18 protein-coding genes are annotated in these 21,857 nt (G+C 64.7%); 4 read left to right on the top strand and 14 right to left on the bottom strand.

Annotated elements, in window-relative coordinates:
- Positions 1–495 precede the first annotated feature (495 nt).
- Positions 496–2,559, bottom strand: coding sequence for an elongation factor G (locus BN3789_RS04030; protein WP_066831058.1), 2,064 nt, complete (start codon positions 2,557–2,559; stop codon positions 496–498).
- A 404-nt stretch (positions 2,560–2,963) separates the two neighbouring features.
- Between BN3789_RS04030 and BN3789_RS04035 the strand changes: the two genes are divergently transcribed.
- From BN3789_RS04035 to BN3789_RS13165, 4 genes are all read left to right on the top strand, one after another.
- Entirely contained in the window at positions 2,964–4,151 is a 1,188-nt protein-coding gene (locus BN3789_RS04035; protein ID WP_143753807.1) for a hypothetical protein, read from the top strand.
- A 300-nt stretch (positions 4,152–4,451) separates the two neighbouring features.
- A complete protein-coding gene (locus BN3789_RS04040; RefSeq protein ID WP_066830401.1) occupies positions 4,452–4,952 on the top strand; it encodes a DUF4430 domain-containing protein in 501 nt (166 codons plus the stop codon).
- Positions 4,953–5,025: 73 nt separating this feature from the next.
- The gene (locus BN3789_RS04045; protein WP_066830404.1) at positions 5,026–5,898 is read left to right on the top strand and encodes an energy-coupling factor transporter transmembrane component T family protein; all 873 of its coding nucleotides are present in this window, start codon (positions 5,026–5,028) and stop codon (positions 5,896–5,898) included.
- Complete coding sequence (locus tag BN3789_RS13165) at positions 5,883–8,129, top strand: ATP-binding cassette domain-containing protein (RefSeq protein WP_229254178.1); 2,247 nt, start codon at positions 5,883–5,885, stop codon at positions 8,127–8,129. The genes BN3789_RS04045 and BN3789_RS13165 overlap by 16 nt, the downstream gene beginning before the upstream one ends.
- 209 nt (positions 8,130–8,338) lie before the next feature.
- Here the strand turns inward: BN3789_RS13165 and BN3789_RS04055 are convergent, their stop codons facing one another.
- From BN3789_RS04055 to BN3789_RS04115, 13 genes are all read right to left on the bottom strand, one after another.
- Positions 8,339–8,785, bottom strand: coding sequence for a MarR family winged helix-turn-helix transcriptional regulator (locus BN3789_RS04055; protein WP_229254197.1), 447 nt, complete (start codon positions 8,783–8,785; stop codon positions 8,339–8,341).
- A gap of 42 nt (positions 8,786–8,827) precedes the next feature.
- Entirely contained in the window at positions 8,828–9,268 is a 441-nt protein-coding gene (fabZ, locus tag BN3789_RS04060; RefSeq protein ID WP_066830410.1) for a 3-hydroxyacyl-ACP dehydratase FabZ, read from the bottom strand.
- Between the two features lie 9 nt (positions 9,269–9,277).
- Positions 9,278–10,522, bottom strand: a complete 1,245-nt coding sequence (gene fabF / locus BN3789_RS04065; RefSeq protein ID WP_066830413.1) for a beta-ketoacyl-ACP synthase II — start codon at positions 10,520–10,522, stop codon at positions 9,278–9,280.
- A gap of 174 nt (positions 10,523–10,696) precedes the next feature.
- Entirely contained in the window at positions 10,697–11,437 is a 741-nt protein-coding gene (gene fabG, locus BN3789_RS04070; RefSeq protein ID WP_066830416.1) for a 3-oxoacyl-[acyl-carrier-protein] reductase, read from the bottom strand.
- Positions 11,438–11,546: 109 nt separating this feature from the next.
- Positions 11,547–12,482 (bottom strand): ACP S-malonyltransferase, encoded by a 936-nt coding sequence (gene fabD / locus BN3789_RS04075; protein ID WP_066830419.1) that lies wholly within the window; start codon positions 12,480–12,482, stop codon positions 11,547–11,549.
- Positions 12,482–13,411 (bottom strand): nitronate monooxygenase, encoded by a 930-nt coding sequence (locus BN3789_RS04080; protein WP_066830423.1) that lies wholly within the window; start codon positions 13,409–13,411, stop codon positions 12,482–12,484. Before BN3789_RS04080 ends, fabD begins: the two co-directional genes overlap by 1 nt.
- Before the next feature lie 51 nt (positions 13,412–13,462).
- On the bottom strand, positions 13,463–14,419 hold the full coding sequence (locus BN3789_RS04085; protein WP_066830426.1) for a beta-ketoacyl-ACP synthase III: 957 nt from the start codon (positions 14,417–14,419) through the stop codon (positions 13,463–13,465).
- Complete coding sequence (locus BN3789_RS04090; protein ID WP_066830429.1) at positions 14,416–15,255, bottom strand: acetyl-CoA carboxylase carboxyltransferase subunit alpha; 840 nt, start codon at positions 15,253–15,255, stop codon at positions 14,416–14,418. Before BN3789_RS04090 ends, BN3789_RS04085 begins: the two co-directional genes overlap by 4 nt.
- Positions 15,245–16,111: an acetyl-CoA carboxylase, carboxyltransferase subunit beta gene (accD, locus tag BN3789_RS04095; protein ID WP_066830432.1), complete on the bottom strand. Its 867-nt coding sequence runs from the start codon at positions 16,109–16,111 to the stop codon at positions 15,245–15,247. The genes BN3789_RS04090 and accD overlap by 11 nt, the downstream gene beginning before the upstream one ends.
- A 3-nt stretch (positions 16,112–16,114) precedes the next feature.
- Positions 16,115–17,500 carry an acetyl-CoA carboxylase biotin carboxylase subunit gene (gene accC, locus BN3789_RS04100; RefSeq protein ID WP_066830434.1) on the bottom strand — a complete coding sequence of 462 codons (1,386 nt, stop codon included), beginning with the start codon at positions 17,498–17,500 and terminating at the stop codon, positions 16,115–16,117.
- Between the two features lie 13 nt (positions 17,501–17,513).
- On the bottom strand, positions 17,514–17,810 hold the full coding sequence (locus BN3789_RS12995) for an acetyl-CoA carboxylase biotin carboxyl carrier protein (protein WP_202615079.1): 297 nt from the start codon (positions 17,808–17,810) through the stop codon (positions 17,514–17,516).
- 354 nt (positions 17,811–18,164) lie between these two features.
- Positions 18,165–18,395 carry an acyl carrier protein gene (acpP, locus tag BN3789_RS04110; protein ID WP_066830438.1) on the bottom strand — a complete coding sequence of 77 codons (231 nt, stop codon included), beginning with the start codon at positions 18,393–18,395 and terminating at the stop codon, positions 18,165–18,167.
- A 265-nt stretch (positions 18,396–18,660) separates the two neighbouring features.
- The gene (locus BN3789_RS04115) at positions 18,661–21,336 is read right to left on the bottom strand and encodes an ABC transporter ATP-binding protein/permease (protein ID WP_066830440.1); all 2,676 of its coding nucleotides are present in this window, start codon (positions 21,334–21,336) and stop codon (positions 18,661–18,663) included.
- Positions 21,337–21,857 lie beyond the last annotated feature (521 nt).

Below are 21,857 nucleotides of genomic sequence, written 5' to 3' on the forward strand. Positions count from 1 at the left end.
GGAGTCACTCATGCTGGGCAAGTCGGGAAGCTAGCGGCGCGCCCGTGACCGAACCCGAAAAAGTTGCGTGCCCAAACCCGAAAGTTTTCCGTGATCATTTCAGAAAGACGGACTTGACCAAACACACCGCTGGCCGGGTAGGCGCCGGAAGGCCCCATAGGCCCCGCGGGGACCCGTTGCGCTGAGTCCGGGAGGGCCGGCCGGCGGGGCGCCCCCGCATGCCTCCAGGACCCAGCGCAACGCCCGCGCGGGCCCCGTCCGGGCGCTCCGAGCTGGGGGGATGCCGACCCGCGGGGGTCGGGGGCGTTGCGATGACCTCGGGATATGCGGACCGTGAGGAGGGTGTTGCATTGGGGTTGGGAATCAACCACATACTAGGAAACTGCACGAATGCACGCGCCCAATCCCCGTCGCGTCAACGGAAGGCTGATATAAGACGAGGGGACGGATGATGCGTCCGCCCCCTCGTCGTCAACGTCTTGTCCGCGCCAGAACTTACCTACCCTGTGCGCGAGACTCCTCGTAGAACTCGATCAGGTGCTTCTGCACGTCGTAGGGAACCTGCTCGTAACCGGCGGGCTCCATGGTGAAATCACCGGTGCCGCGCGTCAGCGAGCGCAGGCGGGTCGCGTAATCGACGAGCTCGGCGTACGGGACGGTCGCGGTGACCACGGTGTTGCCGCGATCATCGGTATCCATGCCGGTGACGCGGCCGCGGCTGGCGGACACGTCGCCCATCACGGCGCCGGCATAGCTCTCGGGGATGGTCACGGTGATGTTCTCCATGGGCTCGAGCACCACCGGGTCGGCCTCGGAGCAGGCCTTCTTGAGCGCGATGCGCGCGGCGGCGCGGAACGCCATCTCGTTGGAGTCGACCGGATGATAGGAGCCGTCGTAGCACGCCACGCGGATGCCCGTCAGCGGATAGCCGGCGATGACGCCTTCCTTCATGGTCTCCTGGACGCCCTTGTCGACCGCGGGGATGAGGGCGCGCGGGATGCGGCCGCCCACGACCTCGTCGACGAACTCGTAGTCGCCGTCGGCCAACGGCTCGACGCGCAGGTAGCAATCGCCGAACTGGCCCGCGCCGCCGGTCTGCTTCTTGTGGCGGCCCTGGGCGCTCGCCACGCGGCGGATGGTCTCGCGGTACGGAATGCGGATGGGGACGATGTGCGCCTCGACCTTGGTGCGCTCCTCGAGGCGGTTGAGCAGGACGGACACCTGGGCCTCGCCCACCGCGGAGATGATGGTCTGGCCGGTCTCCTCGTCGCGCTCGATCTTCATGGTCGGGTCCGCCTCGCACGCCTTGTCGATGAACGTGAAGAGCTTGTCTTCCTCGCTGCGGTTCACGGCCTCGATGGCGATGCGGTACTGGCTGTTCGGGAACTTGAACGCAGCGGCCTCGATCTTGCCGGACACCGACAGCGTGTCGCCGGTATCGGCGGAGATCTTGGTGGTGACGATGATGTCACCCGCCTCTGCCTTGCCGACCTCGTTCATGTCGCGGCCGCACATGACGTACAGGTGCGCCAGGCGCTCGCTCTTGCGGGTGCGGGCATTCACGAGCTCGATGCCGGGGGTGAGCGTACCGGTCAGAACCTTGAGGAAGGAGATGCGGCCCTGCTGGGCGTCGTTCAGGGTCTTGAACACGAAGGCCACGGGGCGATCGTCCTCAGAGGAGATCTTGAGGGTGTCGCCGTCCATGAGCGGCATCTCGCCGTAATCGGTCGGCGTCGGGAAATAGGTGGCGATATCGTCCATGACGGAATGGACGCCGAGCTCCTTGGTGCAGGAGCCGACGAACACCGGGACGAACAGGCGCTGGGCGATCGCCTTGGAAAGCAGGCTCTCGACCTCTTCCTGGGTAAGCGGCTCGCCGTCGAGGTACTTCATCATGAGCTCGTCGTCGGCCTCGGCGACGGCCTCGCACAGCTGCTCGCGCGCGGCCTCGGCGGAGGGCAGGTACTCCTCGGGGATGTCGAACTCGGTCTGCGTGGTGCCCTCGCAGTGGCGCGCCTTCATACGCACGACGTCGATGACGCCCTCGAACGCCTCGCCCGTACCCCACGGGAGGGTGACGGCACCCAGGCGCATGCCGAAGCGCTCGCGCAGCCGCTCCATGCAGGCGTCGTAATCCGCCGTTTCCTTATCGATGCGGTTGATGAAGACGGCGCGCGCCAGGCGCAGGTCCTCGGCGGCGTACCACAGCTTAACGGTCGTGGGCTGCGGCCCCTCGGAGGCGTCGACCACGAACAGCGCCGTCTCGCTGACGGCCATGGCCGCATACGCGTCGCCGATGAAGTCGGGGTAGCAGGGCGCATCGAGCACGTTGATGCGCGTGCCCTTCCAGTCGATAGGGGCGATGGAGGTGGAAATGGAGACGCCGCGCTTCACTTCCTCGGCGTCGTAATCCAGCGTGGGCTTGGTGCCCGCGTGACCGCCCAGACGGGTGGTCTTGCCTGAAAGATGCAGCATCGATTCTGCCAGGGAGGTCTTTCCTACTCCTCCCTGGCCAACCAAGACGACGTTCCTCACATTGTTCGTCTGAGGTGCACCCATGATGACCATCCTTTCTTCGGCACGCGTGGCGCCGACGAGCAGCGAGGCGGCATATCGCCCCGCATTTCAGCCGTATGGCTTGAGACTACCCCGGAGAGCTCCGGTCATAACTGACGTATCGCCAGACGGCGCACTGCAGCGCGCTAAAGGGTTGAAAGGGTGAGGAGACATGTGCCTTATCGTCTTCCCGCAAAAAACGTCGCGACGGATTTTGCGGGAAGACGGAGCCCGTTGTGCATAACGGCCAAATCGATATAGCTGTTTACCTGCGATGTTTTCATTATGCTTAATCAGCTGTGAATATTTCTTGCGCGCTTCCCGCGAAATCCGTTACTTCGTAATATATAGACAAAAATACTTTCTACATATATACAATATTGAGTGCTAATGATACTCTATTTGCTATGAAAGACTGGATACTGCATGGCATATCGGCTCTTGAATTCCTACGCACACCACCGTGCATCAGAGAGCTTGAATTTCCTCCCGAGGTGCTGGAGTCGCTGAATCGCGCTTCGCCTTCATATCGAGAACGCTTGAATACCCCACAGCTCATCTTGGAGATCCGCCACGAAATCTTCCGCTCGCTTAAAGGGGTCTCGATTCCCGTTCACGTGCTAACCGACGGAATCCCACGCGGCGCGTCGCCCTATGCCGTATGGCATACCAGGTCGAATGATATCTCCGACGATGATCTTGAGCAGATTTCCGACAACCTTTACGCCACCTCACCGCGGGTGGCGCTCCTCCATATGGCTCGCGACTGCACGCCCGTGCAATTGGCTATGGTCATGATGGAGTGCTGCGGACTCTACGCCACCTGTCCCGGCACGTCTCGCATGCAGCGCGCCATAAGCCTGCTCGACACTACATGCGGGCTGCCCGACACGACGCGACAACTCGCGGCGTTCTACGGACTCGACGGGAAACCGCTTGCGTTCACCGACAACCACGGCGCCCCCTTGCCTTGGAGCCCCTGCAGAACGCGTGACGGCACCATCTCCAATCTCTGGAAACGGCCGCCGCTGTGCAGCATCGAAGAGCTTGCGGAGTTTTCCAAATCGCTGGGACCGGTGCACGGGGCAAAGACCTTCAGGCGCGCACTCGAGATGGTCGTCGCGGGTGCCGCCTCTCCGCTGGAGGCCCAGGCCGCTCTCCTCATGGGCATCAACAGGAAGCTTGGGCTCGAGGGGCTTCCACCGTTTCAGCTCAATCGTCGTGTCAAGCTATCGCCCTCTTCGGCATCGGCGTGGGGATCGCCCATCTGCGTCGTCGACATCGGATGGTTCGACGAGGGGAGCCACACACCAAGTCTGTGCTGCGAGGTGGAGGGAGCGGCATTCCACGGCATCGCGCTCGAAGATAGCAAAGGGACGCAACGGGACGACTCAGCGCGCAAAACGGCTCTGCGCAGCATGGATATCGCCGTTGAAACCATCACACACTCCCAGATCAAGAACATCGAGCGATGGGACGTGCTGATGGACGTGCTCTACCGGCATCTCGGCATCGAACGCCCGGAGCGCACCAAAAGGTTTATGGAGCAGCGGGTAAAGCTTCGCAAAGACCTGTTTGGGAGGCCTCGGCTCTGAGCGCTCATATGAAATCGGTGCCTGTCCCCGTTTTCTTTTGGGAAAACGGGGACAGGCACCGATTTCTCACCTACAATCGAGGCGCATTGTTATTTGGCCAGATGGATGGTGCGGAGACGCACGGGCGCAGGCGAGATGCCGAACGCCCAGGGGAACGGGGTGAAAAGCCCCAGCTGTACCAGCAACCGTGAGTTCAGCTGCCGCGAGCATATCGTCGTAGATCGGGCGACGAGGCGCGGTGTGGGAACGAGCCGGATCGCCTCTCCATCGGTATGGGCCCTGGGGAGAAAGGCATGTATCATGCTCGAAAACCTGTCTCGCACGCTGTCCGCACTTTCGCGCCGCACCGTTGCAATCGGTGCGCTGACCTGCGCGCTTGCCGTTGCCTGCCTGGGCGGCTGCACGCAGACCACCGCCAGTGATGGCGGCTCGGGCGCAAGCAACGCCGCCGTTGTCGCCGACACGGGATCTGCCGCGGCGCCCGCTGCCGACGACGCCCAGATCGCCGTGCAGGTGGTCGTCGACTCGAGCGCGGCCGACGGCAGCGTGACCTATGACGACACCGTTGAGCTGGACGAAGGTGCCACCGTGCTCGACGCGATCAAGGCAACCGGCCTTGAGCTGGACATCCAGGACTCCGACTACGGTTCGTTCGTGAACGGGATCGGAGGGCTCGCCTCGTTCGACTTCGGCGATTCGAGCGGTTGGGGCTATGACCTCAACGGCGAGACGGTGATGGATTCCGCCGACGTGGCAACCGTGTCGGATGGCGATGTCCTCACCTGGACCTACCTCGTCTAGTCGCCACCATACGCGCCCGCGCCGACCTTGCAGAATGCGGTCGGCGCGGGCGTTTTTTGCAAGAGGCATCCTGATGCACGTTCGATACAATCCTTTTTCCGATTTCCATCCTGCGGTGGTCGTCGTCTACCTCGTCTGCGCCGCCGGCTTTGCCATGGCTGCCTCGCAGCCGGTCTATGCAGCGCTCTCGTATGCAGGCGCGGGCGCATGCGCCTGCTGCGTGCGCGGAATACGCGCCGGATTGCGCCAGATCGGCTGGACGATCCCCGTGGTAGGGGTGGTCGCCGTGGCGAACCTCCTGTTTGTAGGCCGGGGAGCCCACGTTCTGTTTTCGCTATTCGGCCGCGCGTTCACCGCGGAGGCCCTGTTTTTCGGCGTGTGCACGGGCATCATGCTCGCTTCCGTCCTGCTGTGGATGACCACATGCCTCGCCTGCATCGATAGCTCCGCGGCAACCGAGGTGCTCGGCGGCATCGCACCGACCGTCGCCCTGATGGCCACGCAGGCTATGCGTTTGATCCCCCAACTCGTTTCGCGCGGGCGCACCGTGGAGGCCGTCGCACAGGCGACGCCCGCGATCGCTCCGCGCACGACGCGCGAACGGGCGGCCGGCCACCTGCGCACCAGCTCGGTCCTCATGGGCTGGGCGCTGGAGGACAGCCTGGTGCGCGCCGACGCCATGCGCGCGCGTGGATACGCCTGCGGGGCGCGCCGCACGGTCTACCGCCAGTCGCGCGTCCGAAAGGCCGATGCCGGGCTGATCGGGGCCATGTGCGCGCTCGCGGCGGTCAACGTGCCGCTCGTCGCCATCGCCTGTTCCCAATACGCGTTCTACCCCACCCCTCCCCAACTCGTGTTGTGGTGGGGATATGCCCCGTTCGCCGCACTCATGCTGGTGCCCGTCGCACTGTCGATACGGGGGTGGTGGCTATGGCGAACGCTCTGAGCGCCCGCGCGGCACGAATCTGCGATCTCACCTTCGCCTACCCTGAACATGAACCGGTCCTCGAGCACATCTCCCTCGAGGTGGATGCCGGCGCGTTCTGCCTTGTGAACGGACCCACCGGATGCGGGAAGACCACGCTTCTGCGTCTGCTCAAACCCGAATTGGCGCCCGAGGGGATCAAAACGGGCACCATCGAGGTACTCGGCGAGCAGGCGACGGATTCTCTGCGCTCGGCAACTGACATCGGCTTCATCATGCAGGATCCCGCAGCTCAGATCGTGTGCGACACCGTCTGGCACGAGATCGCGTTCGGGCTGGAAAACATCGGCATGGCGCAAAGCGAGATGCGCAGGCGCGTGGCGGAGATCGCGCACTTCTTCGGCATCGAGCCGCTTATGCACACATCGACCGACGCGCTCTCCGGGGGACAGCAGCAGCTGGTGAACCTTGCCGGAGTGCTCGCGCTGCAGCCACGGCTGCTCGTGCTCGACGAGCCGACCGCGAGCCTCGATCCCGATGCCCGCCGACAGTTTTTGTACCTGCTCAGTCGGGTGCACCGGGAACTCGGCATCACCGTCATCATGTCGACCCATCTGCCTGAGGAGGCCGAGCATCTGGCGACCCAGACGTTCCCGATCGGGCCCGTGCCGCCCGCCGTCCCGCGCGCCGAGCTCGACCGTCGCCTTGCCGTTCGCTGGAGCACCTTCCATCGGGGCCTGCCGGTCCTGTCGGCGCGCGACGTGTTCGTCCGCTACGACCGCGATGCCCCCTGGACGCTGCGGGGCCTCGACCTCACCGTCTGTCAGGGCAGCGTGCACGCCATCGTCGGCGGCAACGGCTGCGGCAAGTCAACCCTGCTCAAAACGCTCGTCGGCATCCTGCGACCCCAACGCGGGCATGTGGACAACACCTGCCATGAAACCCAAAGCTACCTACCGCAGGACCCGAAGGCGCTTCTGGTGTGCAACACCGTCGCCGACGAACTCGACGAATGGCGCGAGCGGGCGGGATATAGCGCCGACGACATCGCGCGCATGATCGAGCGCATGGGGCTTTCCGGCCTTGAGGCCCATCACCCCTTCGACCTCTCCGGAGGACAGCAGCAAAAGCTCGCCCTCGCAAAGGTGCTGCTCACCAGGCCCCGGCTGCTCGTGCTCGACGAGCCCACCACGGGACTCGACGCGAGCGGGGCGGCCGAGATCGTCACCATCCTGCGCGGCATCGCCGAGCGCGGCTGCACCGTTTTGCTCGTGACGCACGACCTGGATGTCGCCTACGCCGTCGCCGACGAGGTGTCGCTCATGTTCGACGGGCAGATCGCCTGCACCGAGCCCGCACGGGAGTTCTTCGGCTACAGCCTCATGTATCGCCCCCACGAGCGCGCGCGGCTGTTCGGCATGCTGCTGCAACGCGAGGAGGCGCCGCTGGAAGCGGTCGATCAGCCTCCCTCGGATGTGCGCCCCTCCGTCGCAGAGGCCCCGCTCGAGCGGCCCCGACCCCGTAGGCCGAAGGGAAACGCGGCGCTCGAGGCAGTCGCTCTGGCCGCCGTACCGGCCGTGCTCGTCATTGCGGGCCTGTGCGGTTTCAGGCAGACCGCCCTGTTGTCGTTTACCGTGGTGCTCGCCGCGCTCGGCATCTTTTTCGCCTCATACGAGACGGGTGAGATGCATATGCGCGAGATCATGCCCACCGTGGTGCTCGCCGCAATCGCCGCCGCCGGCCGCGTGCTGTTCGCCGCGGTGCCGAGCGTGAAGCCGATAAGCGCCGTCGCGATCATCGCCGGCGTCTGCCTGGGAAGGCGCTCAGGCTTTATGGTTGGAGCACTTGCCGCCCTGACCTCGAATTTCTTTTTCGGACAGGGCGCGTGGACCCCATGGCAGATGTACGCCTGGGGACTCGTGGGCTATGGCGCGGGCGCGCTTGCGCAGATCGGCGTGTTCGGGCATCCGGACGCGAGCGGGCAGGAACGCAAGGGCATGCCGGCGCTGCTCATCTACGGATTCGTGGCCTCGGTGCTCTATGGGTGGATTCTCAACGCGTGGTCGATCATCGGCTACCTGCACACCGGGCTCGGTTTCAACCTGCTCGCGGTCTACGCCGCCTCGTTCCCCTTCGACGCCGCCCACGGAATCGCCACCGTCGCGTTTCTCGGCGCCCTCTACCTGCCCTGGCGCCGCAAGCTCGCCCGCATCGTGCGCAGGTACGGCATAGAGCGCGGCGAAAACCGCTGACCGGACTCGCCCCGCGCCGGAGCGTCGCGCGGGGCACCCGTTACGCAAGCCTCTGTCAGACGGGTTGGTTGGGGATGGGTTGGTTGGGGACGAGTTCGTTCCAACCCATGCCTGACGTCGCGACGGTTTCTGCGGGAAGGCGCCACGGCGGCCTAACGGAGGCCGACGCAAAAAGGCGGCCCGCCATCCGACGGGCCGCCTTGCAGCACCTATGCCTTTACCCCCGAGGCCGGCACGGTCACCTCGGGCATGAGCTCCTCGCTCATAACGGTCAGGATCTCCCCCATCTTCGTCAGGTCCTCCTCGGAGAACCGCTGACGGATGCGATCCATGACATCGTGGATATACGAGGAGCTGATGCGATAGTAGTCCAGGTACTTCTGCGTGGGGCGCAGATGGTACTCGCGCCCATCACTTTCCGATTGGACCTTCTCGACATACCCCTTGCGAATAAGGCTCCCGATCTTGTAGGCCGCGTTCGAAGACGAGATGCGCATGAACTCGGCGAACTCGTGCACCGTCGGTGAACCGAGCGCGTAGATCGCTTCCATGGCGAACGCCTCGACCGTCGTCAGGCTCGCCTCACGATCCTGAAAGCGCGAGAAGGTCTCCTGGTAGAAATGGAGCTTGAACTTGTTATATATGCTCTCAAACATCTCTTCCAACTCTTGATGCTCCCTGCGCGCTGACATGGCGCACTAGGCCTCGTCGGCGGAACCGAGGGCGAGCGTCAGCGTGGCGGTGCAGGCGACCTCGCCATCGACACGGGCCTCCGCCTCGACGAACGCGAACGAACGGCGCGTCTTGACGATGCGGCTCTCGAGCTCGAGCACGTCGCCGGGACGCACCTGCTTGCGGAACTTCGCATCCTTGATGGACGCGAAGAAGCCGAGCTTGCCGCGGTTCTCGGGAAGCGACAGCATGGCGACGGCCGCGACCTGCGCGAGCGCCTCGACGATCAGCACGCCGGGCAGGACATGGTACTGCGGGAAGTGGCCGCAAAACACCGGGCTCATATTGCTCACGCACAGGCGACCGCGGGCCCAGGAGCCCTCCTCGCCATCGGTGATGCGGTCGACGAGCGCAAAGGGGTAGCGATGCGGCAGGATCTCCGCGATCTGGTTGGAATCAAGCTGCATGTGACTCACCTAGCCATTCCATTTCTTGAGCAGGACGCAGGCATTGTGGCCGCCGAAACCAAGCGAGTTGGACAGCGCGTACTCGAAATCGGCCGCACGGCCCTCGTTCGGCACGTAGTCGAGATCGCACTCAGGGTCGGCCTCGACGTAGCCGATGGTGGGCGGCAGGAACTGATCGCGCAGGGCGAGCGCGGTGAAGATGGCCTCCACGGCGCCGGCCGCACCGAGCATATGGCCGGTCATTGACTTGGTGGAGGAGACGGCCATGTGGTAGGCATGATCGCCGAACACGGTCTTGATCGCCGCGGTCTCGCCCTTGTCGTTGAGCGGGGTGGAGGTGCCGTGCGCATTGATGTAGCCCACGGCCTCCGGGGCCACGCCGCCGGCATCGGCCAAAGCCTGCTCCATGGCGCGTGCGCCGCCCTCGCCGTTCGGCGCGGGAGCGGTGATGTGGTAGGCATCGCAGGTCACGCCGTAGCCGACGATCTCGGCGATGATGTTCGCGCCGCGGGCCTGAGCGTGCTCGAGCTCCTCGAGCACCAGCATGCCGGCGCCCTCGCCCATGACGAACCCGCTGCGACGGGCGTCGAAGGGCACGGAGGCGCAGGTGGGGTCGTCGCCGACGTGCAGGGCGCGCATGGTGGTGAAGCCGCCGATGGAAAGCGGGGTGATGGCCGCCTCGGTGCCGCCGGTGAGCATGATGTCCGCATAGCCGTCACGGATATGGCGGAAGGCGTCGCCCACGGCGTTGGAGCCGCCGGCGCACGCGGTCACGGGGCAGGTGCACATTCCCTTGAAGCCGAACTCGATGGCCACCTCGCCGGCCGCCATGTTGGAGATGCCCATGGGGATGTAGAACGGGGAGCAGCGGTCGAATCCGCGCTTGAGGCAGCTGGTCTGCTGGGTCTCGGTCTCGCGGACGCCACCGATGCCGGAGGACACGATCACGCCGGCGCGGGTGAGGTCCTCGGAATCCAGGTCGAGACCGCTCTGCGCGATGGCTTCGCGCGCCGACACAATCGCGAGCTGCGTGAAGCGGGACTTGTGCTTGGCCTCGGGAGCGGAGAAGTGCTCCTTGGGCTCGAAGCCCTTCACCTCTGCCGCGATCTTGACCTTCTGGGCGCTCGCATCGAACTGTGTGATGGGCGCGATGCCCAGCTTGCCGGCGCGAGCTGCGTCCCAGCTCTCAGTCGCGGTGTTACCGATGGGCGTCAGGGCTCCCATGCCGGTGATAACAACCCTGCGTTTGGACATATGAAAGCTCCTTTCGGGAGATGAATTCGAACAATTGGAGGCGGGTCACTTTTGGTCGAGATACCCGCGATGCGCTGTCCCAGGTGCGCCAGGTTGCCCTGAAAGAGGAGGGCATAGACCTTAGGGTCATGACCGACGATTGAAGGGCAAGATGGCGCACCTGGGACAGCGAGCCTACATGGCCATGCCGCCGTCGACGGCCAGCACCTGGCCGGTGATGTAGGCCGCGTCATCGGAAACCAGGAAGGCGACGGCACGCGCCACGTCCTCGGGCTTGCCGGCGCGGGCGGCGGGAATCATGGAGCACATGGCCTGCTGGGCGGCCTCAGGCATAGCCGCGGTCATATCGGTCTCGATGTAACCGGGGGCGACGGCGTTCACGCGAATGCCCGCGGCGGCCACCTCGCGCGCAACGGACTTGGTCATACCGATGAGACCGGCCTTGCTGGCGGCATAGTTTGCCTGCCCCGCGTTGCCCATGATGCCGACGACGCTCGCCATGTTGACGATGCTGCCGCTCTTGGCGCGCATCATGGGGCGCAGCACGGCCTTGGTCATGAGGAAGGCGCCCTTGAGGTTGGTGGCGATCACAGCATCGAAATCCTCCTCGCTCATGCGGGCGGCGAGCTTATCGCGCGTGATGCCGGCGTTGTTGACGAGGATGTCCACGCCTCCGAGCTCGCGGGCGGCCTCCACCAGCTCCTTTGCGGAGTCGGCGCTGGTCACATCGCCCTTCACGGAGCGAGCGGCCACGCCCTCCGCCTCGACGAGCTTCACGGTCTCGTCGGCAGCGGCCGCGTTGCCGGCGTAGGAGAACACGACGTTGGCGCCGCGGCGGGCGAGCTCGATGCAGATGGCGCGTCCGATACCGCGGCTGCCGCCGGTCACGATGGCGGTCTTACCGGTCAAATCCATGGGTAGTTCCTCCTTGGAACAAAACGTCGGGCGTTTTGGGGACGATAGGCCCCGCAGCAGGTCGCCGGGACCGAGCGCGCTGCCGCGCGGACTGCCCCGGCTCCTCGCCCTACTCGGCGGTCAGCTTGGCGAGATCCTCGACGGTCTCGACGGGGGTGCAGGCAAGCTCCTTGGCGGTCTTGCGAACCAAGCCGGAGAGCACCTTGCCCGGGCCGATCTCGATGATGCGATCGACACCCAGGTCGGCCAGACGGCAGATGGTGTCCTCCATGCGGACGGAGGACTGCACCTGGCGCTCGAGCAGGCTGACGATGGTGTCGCCCTCGCCCATCTCGCGCCCCAGCGTGTTGAACAGCACGGGCACGCGCATCTCGCCCAGCTCCAGGCCGGAAAGACGCTCGCGCAGGGCATCGCCGGCGGGCTTGAGCAGCGAGGTGTGGAACGGGCCGCTCACCTTGAGCGGGATGCAGCGGCGGGCGCCGGCCTCCTTGGCGGCGGCAGCGGCGGCCTCGACCGGCTCTCGGTCGCCCGCGATGACAATCTGGCCGGGGCAGTTGTAGTTGGAGACCTCGACGGTCAGGCCCTCGGCGGCGTCCGCAGCGGTAGCCTCGACCACGGACTCCACGGTCTGGCGGTCAAGGCCGAGGATGGAGATCATGGCGGTGTCGCGACCGGCGGCGGCGCTGGCCATGGCCGCCCCGCGGAAGGCAGCGAGCTTCACGGCCTCGACGGGATCGAACACACCCGCCGCGGCGAGCGCGGAGTACTCGCCCAGCGACAGGCCGGCGACGTAGTCGGGCGTGAGGCCGAGCTCGGCCAGCACCGCCGTCATGCCGCAGGCGAAAGCGACCATGCACGGCTGGGTGTACTCGGTCTGGTTCAGCTGGTCGTCGGGACCCTCGAACATGAGCGTCTTGAGATCGAAGTCGACGGCCTCGTCCGCGGCGTCGATCATGGCAGCGAACGTCGGATAGGCCTCGTACAGGTCACGGCCCATGCCCGCGTGCTGCGAGCCCTGGCCGGCATACAGAAACGCGGTCGTCATTATGCGCTCAACCCCTCGATCGTTGCCTTGCAGCCGGCAACCATGTCCTCGAGGATCGCGCGAACCGGACGGACCTCGTGCACCATGCCGGCGATCTGGCCGCACATGAAGCTACCGGTGTCCACGTCGCCATCGAGGACGGCGCGACGCAGGGAGCCGAGGGTCAGCGCCTCGAGCTCGTCGCGTTTGGTGCCCTCCTGCTCGAGCTCCAGATACTTCTTGGTCATCTTGTTCTTGAGGCAGCGAACGGGAGCGCCGGCGGGACGGCCGGTCACCACGGTGTCGTTGACGCCCGCCTTGACGACCTTCTCCTTGTAGTTCGCGTGGATGGGGCACTCCTCGCTCGCAAGCAGGCAGGTGCCCACCTGCACGCCGCACGCGCCCAGCGCATAGGCGGCCGCCATGCCGCGACCGTCGGCGATACCGCCGGCGGCGATCACGGGCAGATCGACCGCGTCGACCACAGCGGGGACGAGCGCCATCGTGGTCGCCTCGCCCACATGGCCGCCGGACTCGGTGCCCTCGGCGATGATGCCGTCGATGTCCAGCCGCGCCAGGCGCTTGGCGAGAATCGGGGCGGCGACCACGGGGAAGATGCGGATGCCCGCCTCCTTCCAGGCGGCAACGTACTTGGCGGGGTTACCTGCACCGGTGGTGACGACCTTCACGCCCTCCTCGACGACGACCTGCGCGCACTCGTCGATATGCGGGTTCATGAGCATGAGGTTAACGCCGAAGGGCTTGTCCGTGAGCTCCTTCGCGCGGCGGATCTGAGCGCGCAGGCTCTCGCCGTCCAAGCCGCCGCCGGCCACAAGACCGAGGGCGCCGGCATTGGAGCACGCGGCAGCGAACTCGCCGGTGGCGATATTCGCCATGCCGCCCTGGATGATGGGGAACTCGGTCCCCAAGATCTCGTTGAGCTTCTTCATGTATCTCTTCCTTTCGAAGGTCAGTTGCGTCTATCGATCTGATGCCCAGCGCTACGCCAGCTCGGCGAGGGCGCCGGCCCAGGTGAGACCCGCGCCGAATCCGGCCATGAGCACGCGGTTGCCGGGAACGATCTTGCCGGCGCGCACGAGCTCATCGAGCAGGATCGGCACGCTGCCGGCCGACGTGTTGCCCATATGGTCGATATTCCCCTCGCACTTCGCGGGATCGAGGCCGAGCTTCTTGACCGAATAGTCCACGATGCGCTTGTTGGCCTGGTGGTACACGAAGCGGTCGACCTCGTCTGCCGTGATGCCGGCGGCGTCGAGCACCTCTTTGGTGGCGCGCGGCATCACCTCGGTGGCGAAGCGGAAAACGGCGCGGCCGTCCATATGCAGGTACGACGGCTCGTCGCACCCCACGCCCGGCGCGTACAGGGACGCATCGTCGCCGCGCGAGCCCCAGACCGCATACAGCTGCGGGTAGCCCTCGCGGCACTCGAGCACCGCCGCGCCGGCGCCGTCGCCGAACAGCACGCACGTCGTGCGGTCCGTGAAATCCATGACGCGCGACAGCGTATCGATGCCGACCACGAGCGCATAGGGGCGCTTGGCGCCCGGAAGCAGGCACTCGGCGACGTGCAGGCCGTACACGAATCCCGCGCAGGCCGCGTTCAGGTCGAAGCACAGCGTGTCCTCGGGCATGCCCAGATCGGCCTGCAGCATGCATGCCGCCGACGGGGTGCAGGTGTCGGCGGTAAACGTGGCGACGAGGCACACGCCGACCTGGTCGGCGGTAAGACCAGCGGCCTCGAGCGCACGGGACGCCGCATCGCGCACGAGCGAGCGGTGGGTCTCCCCCGCCTCCGCGTCGCAATAGTGACGCGAGCGGATGCCGGTGCGCGAGCTGATCCACTCGTCCGACGTATCGACGATCTTCGCCATGTCGTCGTTGGTCATCACGCGCGACGGCACCGCCGATCCGGTTCCGACGATCTTCACTCCGCTCATACGCGACCCCTCTTCACGGCCGTCGTGCCCACGGCACGGAACTTGCGATACCGGTCGTTGGCGAGCGCGGTGGGGCTCATCTTGGAAAGCTCCTCGAGCTCGCGCGAAAGCTGCGTGTCGAGCACCTGGAACAGCGCCTGCGGGTTCTCGTGGGCGCCGCCGGCGGGCTCGGGGATGATCCCGTCGATGACGCCGAGCTCGAGCAGGTCGTCAGCCGTGAGCTTCATGACCTCGCAGGCCTCGTCGGCGCGGCTCGCGTCCTTCCAGAGGATCGATGCGAAGCCCTCGGGCGACAGCACCGAATACACGGCGTTCTCGAGCATGATGACACGGTTGCCCACGGCGAGCGCCAGCGCGCCGCCGGAGCCGCCCTCGCCGCAGATGACGCTGATCACGGGGACCGTCAGCGAGCTCATGAGCTCGATGGAGCGCGCGATGGCCTCGCCCTGACCGTGCGCCTCGGCCTCAAGACCCGGATAGGCGCCGGAGGTGTCGACGAACGTGAAGATGGGGCGGCCGAACTTCTGCGCCTGGAGCATGATGCGCTGCGCCTTGCGATAGCCCTCGGGAGACGCCATGCCGAAATTGAACGCGATGCGGTCCTCGATCTCGGTGCCCTTGCGGTTGCCGAGAATCGTGACCGGGCGGCCGTGGAAGCGCGCGATACCGCCCATGATGCTGCGGTCGTCGGTGGCGGCACGGTCGCCGCGCTGCTCGAAGAAGTCCGTGAACAGGGCGTCGACGATCTCGGCCACGCCCGGACGACCGGGATGGCGCGCGATGGCCACGCGCTGGGCTGCGGTAAGCACGTCGACTGGGACAAGGTTATCCGACATGTTCGGCACCCCCCTTCTTGTGGAGAGAAAGCAGACGGATGAGCGTGGTGCGCATGCGGGCACGCGGCACGACGGCATCCAGGAATCCGTGCTCGACCTGGAACTCGGCGCTCTGGAAGCCCTCGGGAAGCTTCTCGCCGATGGTCTGCTCGATCACGCGCGGGCCGGCGAAACCGATGAGCGCGCCGGGCTCGGCGAGCATGATGTCGCCCAAGCTGGCAAAGCTCGCGGTCACGCCGCCCGTGGTGGGATGGGTCATAACCGAGATATACAGGCCGCCGCGGTCGGAGAAGCGCTGGATTGCCGCGGAGGTCTTCGCCATCTGCATCAGCGAGATGATGCCCTCCTGCATGCGGGCGCCGCCGCTGGCGGAGAAGATGATCAGCGGAAGGTGCTGCTTGGTCGCGCGCTCGATGAGCCGCGTCAGGCGCTCTCCGACCACAGCCCCCATGCTCGCCATGAGAAAGCGCGTGTCGAGCGCGGCGATGGCGACGCGGATGCCGCCGATCTTGCCGATGCCCGTGACGACCGCGTCACCGGTATGCGTCTTGGCGCGCAGGGTGGAGAGCTTGTCGGGATAACCCGGGAAATCGAGCGGATCGGTCGAGACGAGCGAGGCGTCGAGCTCGCGGAACTGACCGTCGTCGACGACCATGCGGATGCGGTCGCGCGCGGGAATGCCGAAATGATGGCCGCAGTACGGGCAGACGAACTGATTCGCCGCCAGGTCGCTGTCTGCGAGCGCGCGCCCGCAGCTGGGGCACGTCTTCTCCTCAACCGTCGGGGCGCTGCCCTGCTCGCGCATCTTCTTGAGCGCTATGAGCCGGTTGCGGCGCTCGGCAAGAATTCCTGCCATGCGTTACGCCTCCTCTTGCACGTCGGCGGCGTTGGTCCACGCGAGCAACGTGTCCAGGTTCTCGTCGATAAACGACGTATTGTACGTCGCGCGGATGAAGCCGGGGTGATACATGATCTGATGAAGGACGTCGATGTTGGTCCTGGGGCCGTCGATAACGAACTCCTCCAGGCAGCGACGCATGCGGCGAATGGCCTCCAGACGCGTCGGCGCCCAGACGATGAGCTTGGCCGCCAGCGAGTCGTAGTAGGGCGGCAGCTCGCAGCCGGCATACAGGCCGGTGTCGACGCGCACACCATAACCGCCGGGCAGGTGCACGAAGTCGACAAGGCCCGGCGAGGGCATAAAGCCGTGAGCCGGATCCTCGGCGTTGATGCGGCATTCGATCGCATGCCCGCGCAGGTTGATATCGTCCTGCGTGAAGGACAGCGAGAGGCCCGAGGCCACGCGCAGCTGCTCGCGCACCAGGTCGATGCCGGTCACGCACTCGGTGATGGGATGCTCGACCTGAATGCGCGTGTTCATCTCGATGAAGTAGAACTCGCCGGAGGGATCAAGCACGAACTCGATGGTACCCGCGTTCACGTACCCTGCGGCGCGGGCCGCCTTGACCGCCGCCTCGCCCATGCGCTCGCGCAACTCGGGCGTGAGCACGCGCGAAGGGGTCTCCTCGATCATCTTCTGGCCGCGACGCTGGATGGAGCAGTCGCGCTCGCCCAGCTGCACGACGTTGCCGCAGCTGTCGGCCATGATCTGGAACTCGATGTGGTGGGGGTTCAGCACGAGCTTCTCGAGGTACATCTCGTCATCGTTGAAGCAGGCGCGCGACTCGGCACGGGCCTCCTCAAACAGGTCCTCGAACTGATCCGGGTCGAACACCTTGCGCATGCCGCGACCGCCACCGCCGGCAGCGGCCTTGATGAGCACGGGGTAGCCGATCTCATCGGCGATGCGCTTGGCCTCCGCCGCATCGGCGACCGAGCCGTCGGAGCCGGGCACGACCGGCACGCCGGCGTTCTTCATGAGCTCGCGCGCGGCGGCCTTGTTGCCCATCATGCGGATGACGTCGCCCGACGGGCCGATCCACGTGATGCCGTTCTTCTCGCACTCGTCGGCGAACTCGGCGTTCTCGGAAAGGAAGCCGTATCCGGGGTGGATGGCATCGCAGTGCGCGGCCTTGGCCACCGTGAGAATGGCGTCGGTGTTGAGGTAGCTCTGGGCCGACGAGGCGGGACCGATGCAGTAGGAATGCTCGGCGAGCTGCACGTGCAGGGCCTCGCGATCGGCCTCGGAATAGACGACCACCGGCTCGATGTCGAGCTCGCGGCACGCGCGGAACACGCGCACGGCGATCTCGCCTCGGTTGGCGATGAGGATTCGCTTGAACATAGACCCGCTTCCCTTACGCCTCGTGATAGCGGATCAGCGGGGCGCCGAAGGACACGAGCTCGCCGTCGGTCGCCATGATCTCGTCGATCACGCAGTCGACCGGAGCGGTGACCTCGCTCATCATCTTCATGGCCTCGAGCAAGCAAACCGTATCGCCCTTCTTGACGCGGTCGCCGGGCTGGACATAGGGGTCCTTGTCGGGCGACGGGGCGACGTAGAACGTACCGACGAGCGGAGCGGTGATGCAGGGACCGTCCGCTGCCGCGGGCTCCTCGGACGCAGGCGTGGGCGCGGGCGCAGCGGGTGCCACGGAAGCGGCAGGGGCAGCGGGCGCGACCGGCGACCGGAGCGGCAGGGGCGGCAGCAATCGCCGCGGGCGCCGGCACGCAGCCGGGCTTTTCGAGCTCGATGGTGGTGTCGCCACTCGTGATCTTCATGCGGCCGATGCCGCTCGTGTCAAAACGACCCATGAGGTCGATGATGTCCTGAGTTTTCATAGCCATGTGCATGGACCTCCTTTGTTCGGGAAACACTGGTCGTTTGCCTCCGGGGCGAGGCGCCCGTCTGCGGCGCCGGCTCGGAACCAATCGATCAGCGCATCCCGCGAAGCATAAATAAAACCGGGCAGAGCGCACGGCCCTGCCCGGTTCTCGGCTCGGATATGTTACTGAGCCTTGTTCTCCAGGTAGTCGGCCAGATCGCCAACGGTCTTGAACTGGTCGAGCTCGGCGTCGTCGATCTCGCAGTCGAAGGCCTCCTCGAGAGCCATGACGAGCTCCATGGCGGCCAGGGAGTCAGCGCCCAGGTCCTCCTCGAGCTTGGCCTCGCGGGTGACCTTCTCAAGGTCGCAACCGACGGTCTCGGAGATGACCTCGCGCATCTTCTCGAAATCCATGACAACTCCTTCCCGAGCGCGCCATTCGTCTGCGCTCGAATCCGAAACGCACGCAGCGCGCACGCCCCTGTCTGCAAAACTCGCTAAAGCATTTTAGTTAAAAATTTTGAGATGTTGACGACGCAACATCTCTACGCAGGAACTGCACAATCCGGCATTGTGGCTGGTAAAGATTGGTAAACGAGTCGTAAGGAGGTATACGGAAAGGCCGCATACGGGACAGCTCCCGCACGCGGCCCTGAAACCCTTGAGTTGCGATGGGATCCTATTCGGTGCGCAGCGCCGTGACCGGGTCCTTCTTCGCGGCCATGCGGCTGGGCGCCACGCCGGCGACGAGCGAGAGCACGACCGAGATGAGCACCAGTGCGACACCGGCGCCGACGGGCACCGCCGCGAGGTCGGCCACGCCCGCCACCTGCTCGATGATCATGTTGGCAGGGATGTCCAGCAGGACCGTGACCGCGATGCCCAGCACGCCGGAGACGAATCCGATGATGAACGTCTCTGCCGTGAAGATGCGGCTCACGTCGCGCTTGCTCGCGCCGATAGCGCGCAGGATACCGATCTCCTTGGTGCGCTCGAGCACGGAGATGTAGGTGATGATGCCGATCATGATCGAGCTCACCACCAGCGAAATCGCTACGAACGCGATGAGGATGTAGGTGATGGCGTTCACGATATCGGTCACGCTCGACATCAGCGTCCCCACGATATCGGTGTACTGGATCTCGGTCCCCTCGCCCGATGCGGCGATGTCGTCGTTGTACTCGGCGATGAGGTTGTCGACGTACTCTTTGGCCTCGAAGTCGTTGGGGTAGATGTTGATGGAGTACGGATCGTCCAGGTCCGCGACGCCGAGCTTCTCCAGATTGCCGTCATAGGTCGCGTTGTCGGTCTGCTGGGACATCTGGCGCGAGAAGGCGGAGGCGATCTCCTCGTCCGATAGGCCCTCGCTTCTCAGCTGGTCGACGTAGGCCTGCAGCTGGGCACCCTGCTCGGCGGGCATTTGGGAGATCAGGGCCTCGACGCCCTCCATGGTGAGCTCGTCGGTCGAAGAATCCTGGAAGGGCATGCCGGTGAAGATATCCGTCGAGGGATTGCCCTGCTGGGCCTCCACGACGGCGCTGTCGTTAACGAGGCCGACCATGTGCTCCATAAGCTCAGGTGTATACAGGACGGCGCCCCAGTTGCTACCCGAATCGTTGTCCTCCGAAGGGCGCACGATGCCCACGACGCGCACCTCTTCGGCGCTGTTGACCACATCGGTCATGTAGGCGTCGTCATCCTCCATATCAAGCCAGGTGCCGTCGTCCTGCTCTGCGTACTTGGAGCTCTCGGGCACGAGCTTGAACGCGAGATCCATGAGCTCGTCATAGGTGTAGCTCGTCTGCTCGACCTCCTCGACACGCTTGCCGGCGATGACGTCGGCCATCATGCCGCGCAGGTCGGACTGATCGAGCAGCCCGAGCGCGTAGAGCGTGTAGTCCGAGATGCGGTCGTTGCGGTCGACGTAGATGACGACCTCGTTCCAGCTCTCGGGCATGCGGCCGGCAACGATGTCGTAGTCGCGATCCCACAGCTCGCGGTTGGGGAGCAGCGCCGTCCATACGTCATAGCTCGAACCGCTCGTCCCCGACATGGAGCTCATCATCTCGGTCTGTGTCGAGCCGGAAGTCGAGAAGCCGAGCGAGTCCATCACGGTCGCGGGGTTGACCTGCACCGGGCCATCCGACGTATCGGACTTGTAGACGTTGAGCGGCGTGTCGTAGCTGTACTCTATCGCGGTCACGTAATCGTTGATGTCACCGGGGTTGGAGTCGAGCCACTTCTTGATGGCCTCCATGTCGTTCTCGTTAGCACCGTCGGCGACGCTGGTCACCATATCGGTCACCAGGTCTTTCGACTCGACCTCGCCCGATGTGTTCTCGGATGCCGCCTCTCCGGCGGTCCCCATCATGGACGTCATCATGCTCGCGATGTCGATCGAGGTCTCCTGGATCGTGAGCGGGTAGTCGCCCATCGTCGATTCCTCGGTCTCGGCGATATAGTTCTGCGCTCCATCCGACAGCGACAGAATCAGCGCGATGCCGATGATGCCGATCGACCCCGCGAACGCCGTGAGAAACGTGCGCCCCTTCTTGGTCATGAGGTTGTTGAACGACAGCATGATGGCCGATAGATAGCTCATGCCCCGCTTGCCCTTGCGCGCATCGGCGACGGCGTGCTCTTGGATCTGTTCTTCGGTGAGGTACTCGACCTGGGAGTCGACGGGATTGGAATCGCTTATCAGAACGCCGTCTGAGATGCGAACGATGCGATCCGAATACTCCTCGGCGAGCTGAGGGTTATGGGTCACCATGATGACCAGGCGATCGCGCGACAGACGCTTCAGGATCTCCATGACCTCGACGGAGGTGTCGGTATCGAGCGCGCCCGTCGGCTCGTCTGCCAGGATGATCTCGGGATCGTTGACGATGGCGCGCGCGATGGCGACGCGCTGCATCTGACCACCGGAGAGCTGGTTGGGGCGCTTGTGCATATGCTCAGCCAAGCCGACCTGCACCAAAGCCTCCTCGGCGCGCTGCCGGCGCTCCGCCTTGGGTGCACCCGAGAGCAACAGCGCCATCTCCACGTTCGCGATGACGCTCTGATGGGGGATCAGGTTGTAGCTCTGGAAGACGAAGCCCACGGAATGGTTTCGATACGTATCCCAGTCGCGATCGAGGTAGCTTTTGGTCGATCGTCCGTTGATGACGAGGTCGCCGCGGGTGTACTGGTCGAGTCCGCCGATGATGTTGAGCAACGTGGTCTTGCCGCAGCCGGACTGGCCGAGGATGCTCACGAATTCCTGGTCACGGAAGGTAACCGATATGCCCTTCAGCGCATGGACGACGGAATCACCTGCCGGATAGTCCTTGGTAATGCCTTTGAGTTCGAGCACCGAATCTCCTTTGGGATATGTGGATCGGCGAAAGGCCGCCTCGAGTTCCGAATGCAGTTATCCTACCCACTCGATGCGGCAGCATACGAAAAAGAATGGGGCCACGGCAGCAAAGTGGCCACATCGGACACATGGGGCAGGGACTGGATGCGAATGGCGCTGAAATCATGGGTAGTATGCCGGAAAACCCGGCATACTACCCATGATGTAATGTTTTTCTATAGTTATTATTTATTTAAATATGTTGCTCAAACAAAAAAGGGACTTTTGGGTACATTATTCATGGGTCCGTAAGTAGATGGCCTGATAGATATCTTTTTATATATTTTAACAGTATTGAATATTATCTACCTATAGGTCTACTCAGAGGGTCTCAAAATATGTACCCAAAAGTCCCGTTTTCGTTTTGGCCTCCCCTCTCATCGGCACCTCGCACCCCTTGAGACGTGTTCATTTTGCTGAAGGCGGGCGCGGACCGCTTTCATGCAGCACAATGGTTCTGTTTTGACCCACACCCAGCG

The sequence above is a fragment of the Collinsella ihumii genome, assembly GCF_900046475.1.
Taxonomy (GTDB): Bacteria; Actinomycetota; Coriobacteriia; order Coriobacteriales; family Coriobacteriaceae; genus Collinsella; species Collinsella ihumii.

Excerpts from the sequence above, each read along its gene's own strand:
- BN3789_RS04030 (WP_066831058.1), bottom strand. The coding sequence starts at position 2,559 with ATGGGTGCACCTCAGACGAACAATGTGAGGAACGTCGTCTTGGTTGGC.
- BN3789_RS04035 (WP_143753807.1), top strand. The coding sequence starts at position 2,964 with ATGAAAGACTGGATACTGCATGGCATATCGGCTCTTGAATTCCTACGC.
- BN3789_RS04040 (WP_066830401.1), top strand. The coding sequence starts at position 4,452 with ATGCTCGAAAACCTGTCTCGCACGCTGTCCGCACTTTCGCGCCGCACC.
- BN3789_RS04045 (WP_066830404.1), top strand. The coding sequence starts at position 5,026 with ATGCACGTTCGATACAATCCTTTTTCCGATTTCCATCCTGCGGTGGTC.
- BN3789_RS13165 (WP_229254178.1), top strand. The coding sequence starts at position 5,883 with ATGGCGAACGCTCTGAGCGCCCGCGCGGCACGAATCTGCGATCTCACC.
- BN3789_RS04055 (WP_229254197.1), bottom strand. The coding sequence starts at position 8,785 with ATGTTTGAGAGCATATATAACAAGTTCAAGCTCCATTTCTACCAGGAG.
- fabZ (WP_066830410.1), bottom strand. The coding sequence starts at position 9,268 with ATGCAGCTTGATTCCAACCAGATCGCGGAGATCCTGCCGCATCGCTAC.
- fabF (WP_066830413.1), bottom strand. The coding sequence starts at position 10,522 with ATGTCCAAACGCAGGGTTGTTATCACCGGCATGGGAGCCCTGACGCCC.
- fabG (WP_066830416.1), bottom strand. The coding sequence starts at position 11,437 with ATGGATTTGACCGGTAAGACCGCCATCGTGACCGGCGGCAGCCGCGGT.
- fabD (WP_066830419.1), bottom strand. The coding sequence starts at position 12,482 with ATGACGACCGCGTTTCTGTATGCCGGCCAGGGCTCGCAGCACGCGGGC.
- BN3789_RS04080 (WP_066830423.1), bottom strand. The coding sequence starts at position 13,411 with ATGAAGAAGCTCAACGAGATCTTGGGGACCGAGTTCCCCATCATCCAG.
- BN3789_RS04085 (WP_066830426.1), bottom strand. The coding sequence starts at position 14,419 with ATGAGCGGAGTGAAGATCGTCGGAACCGGATCGGCGGTGCCGTCGCGC.
- BN3789_RS04090 (WP_066830429.1), bottom strand. The coding sequence starts at position 15,255 with ATGTCGGATAACCTTGTCCCAGTCGACGTGCTTACCGCAGCCCAGCGC.
- accD (WP_066830432.1), bottom strand. The coding sequence starts at position 16,111 with ATGGCAGGAATTCTTGCCGAGCGCCGCAACCGGCTCATAGCGCTCAAG.
- accC (WP_066830434.1), bottom strand. The coding sequence starts at position 17,500 with ATGTTCAAGCGAATCCTCATCGCCAACCGAGGCGAGATCGCCGTGCGC.
- acpP (WP_066830438.1), bottom strand. The coding sequence starts at position 18,395 with ATGGATTTCGAGAAGATGCGCGAGGTCATCTCCGAGACCGTCGGTTGC.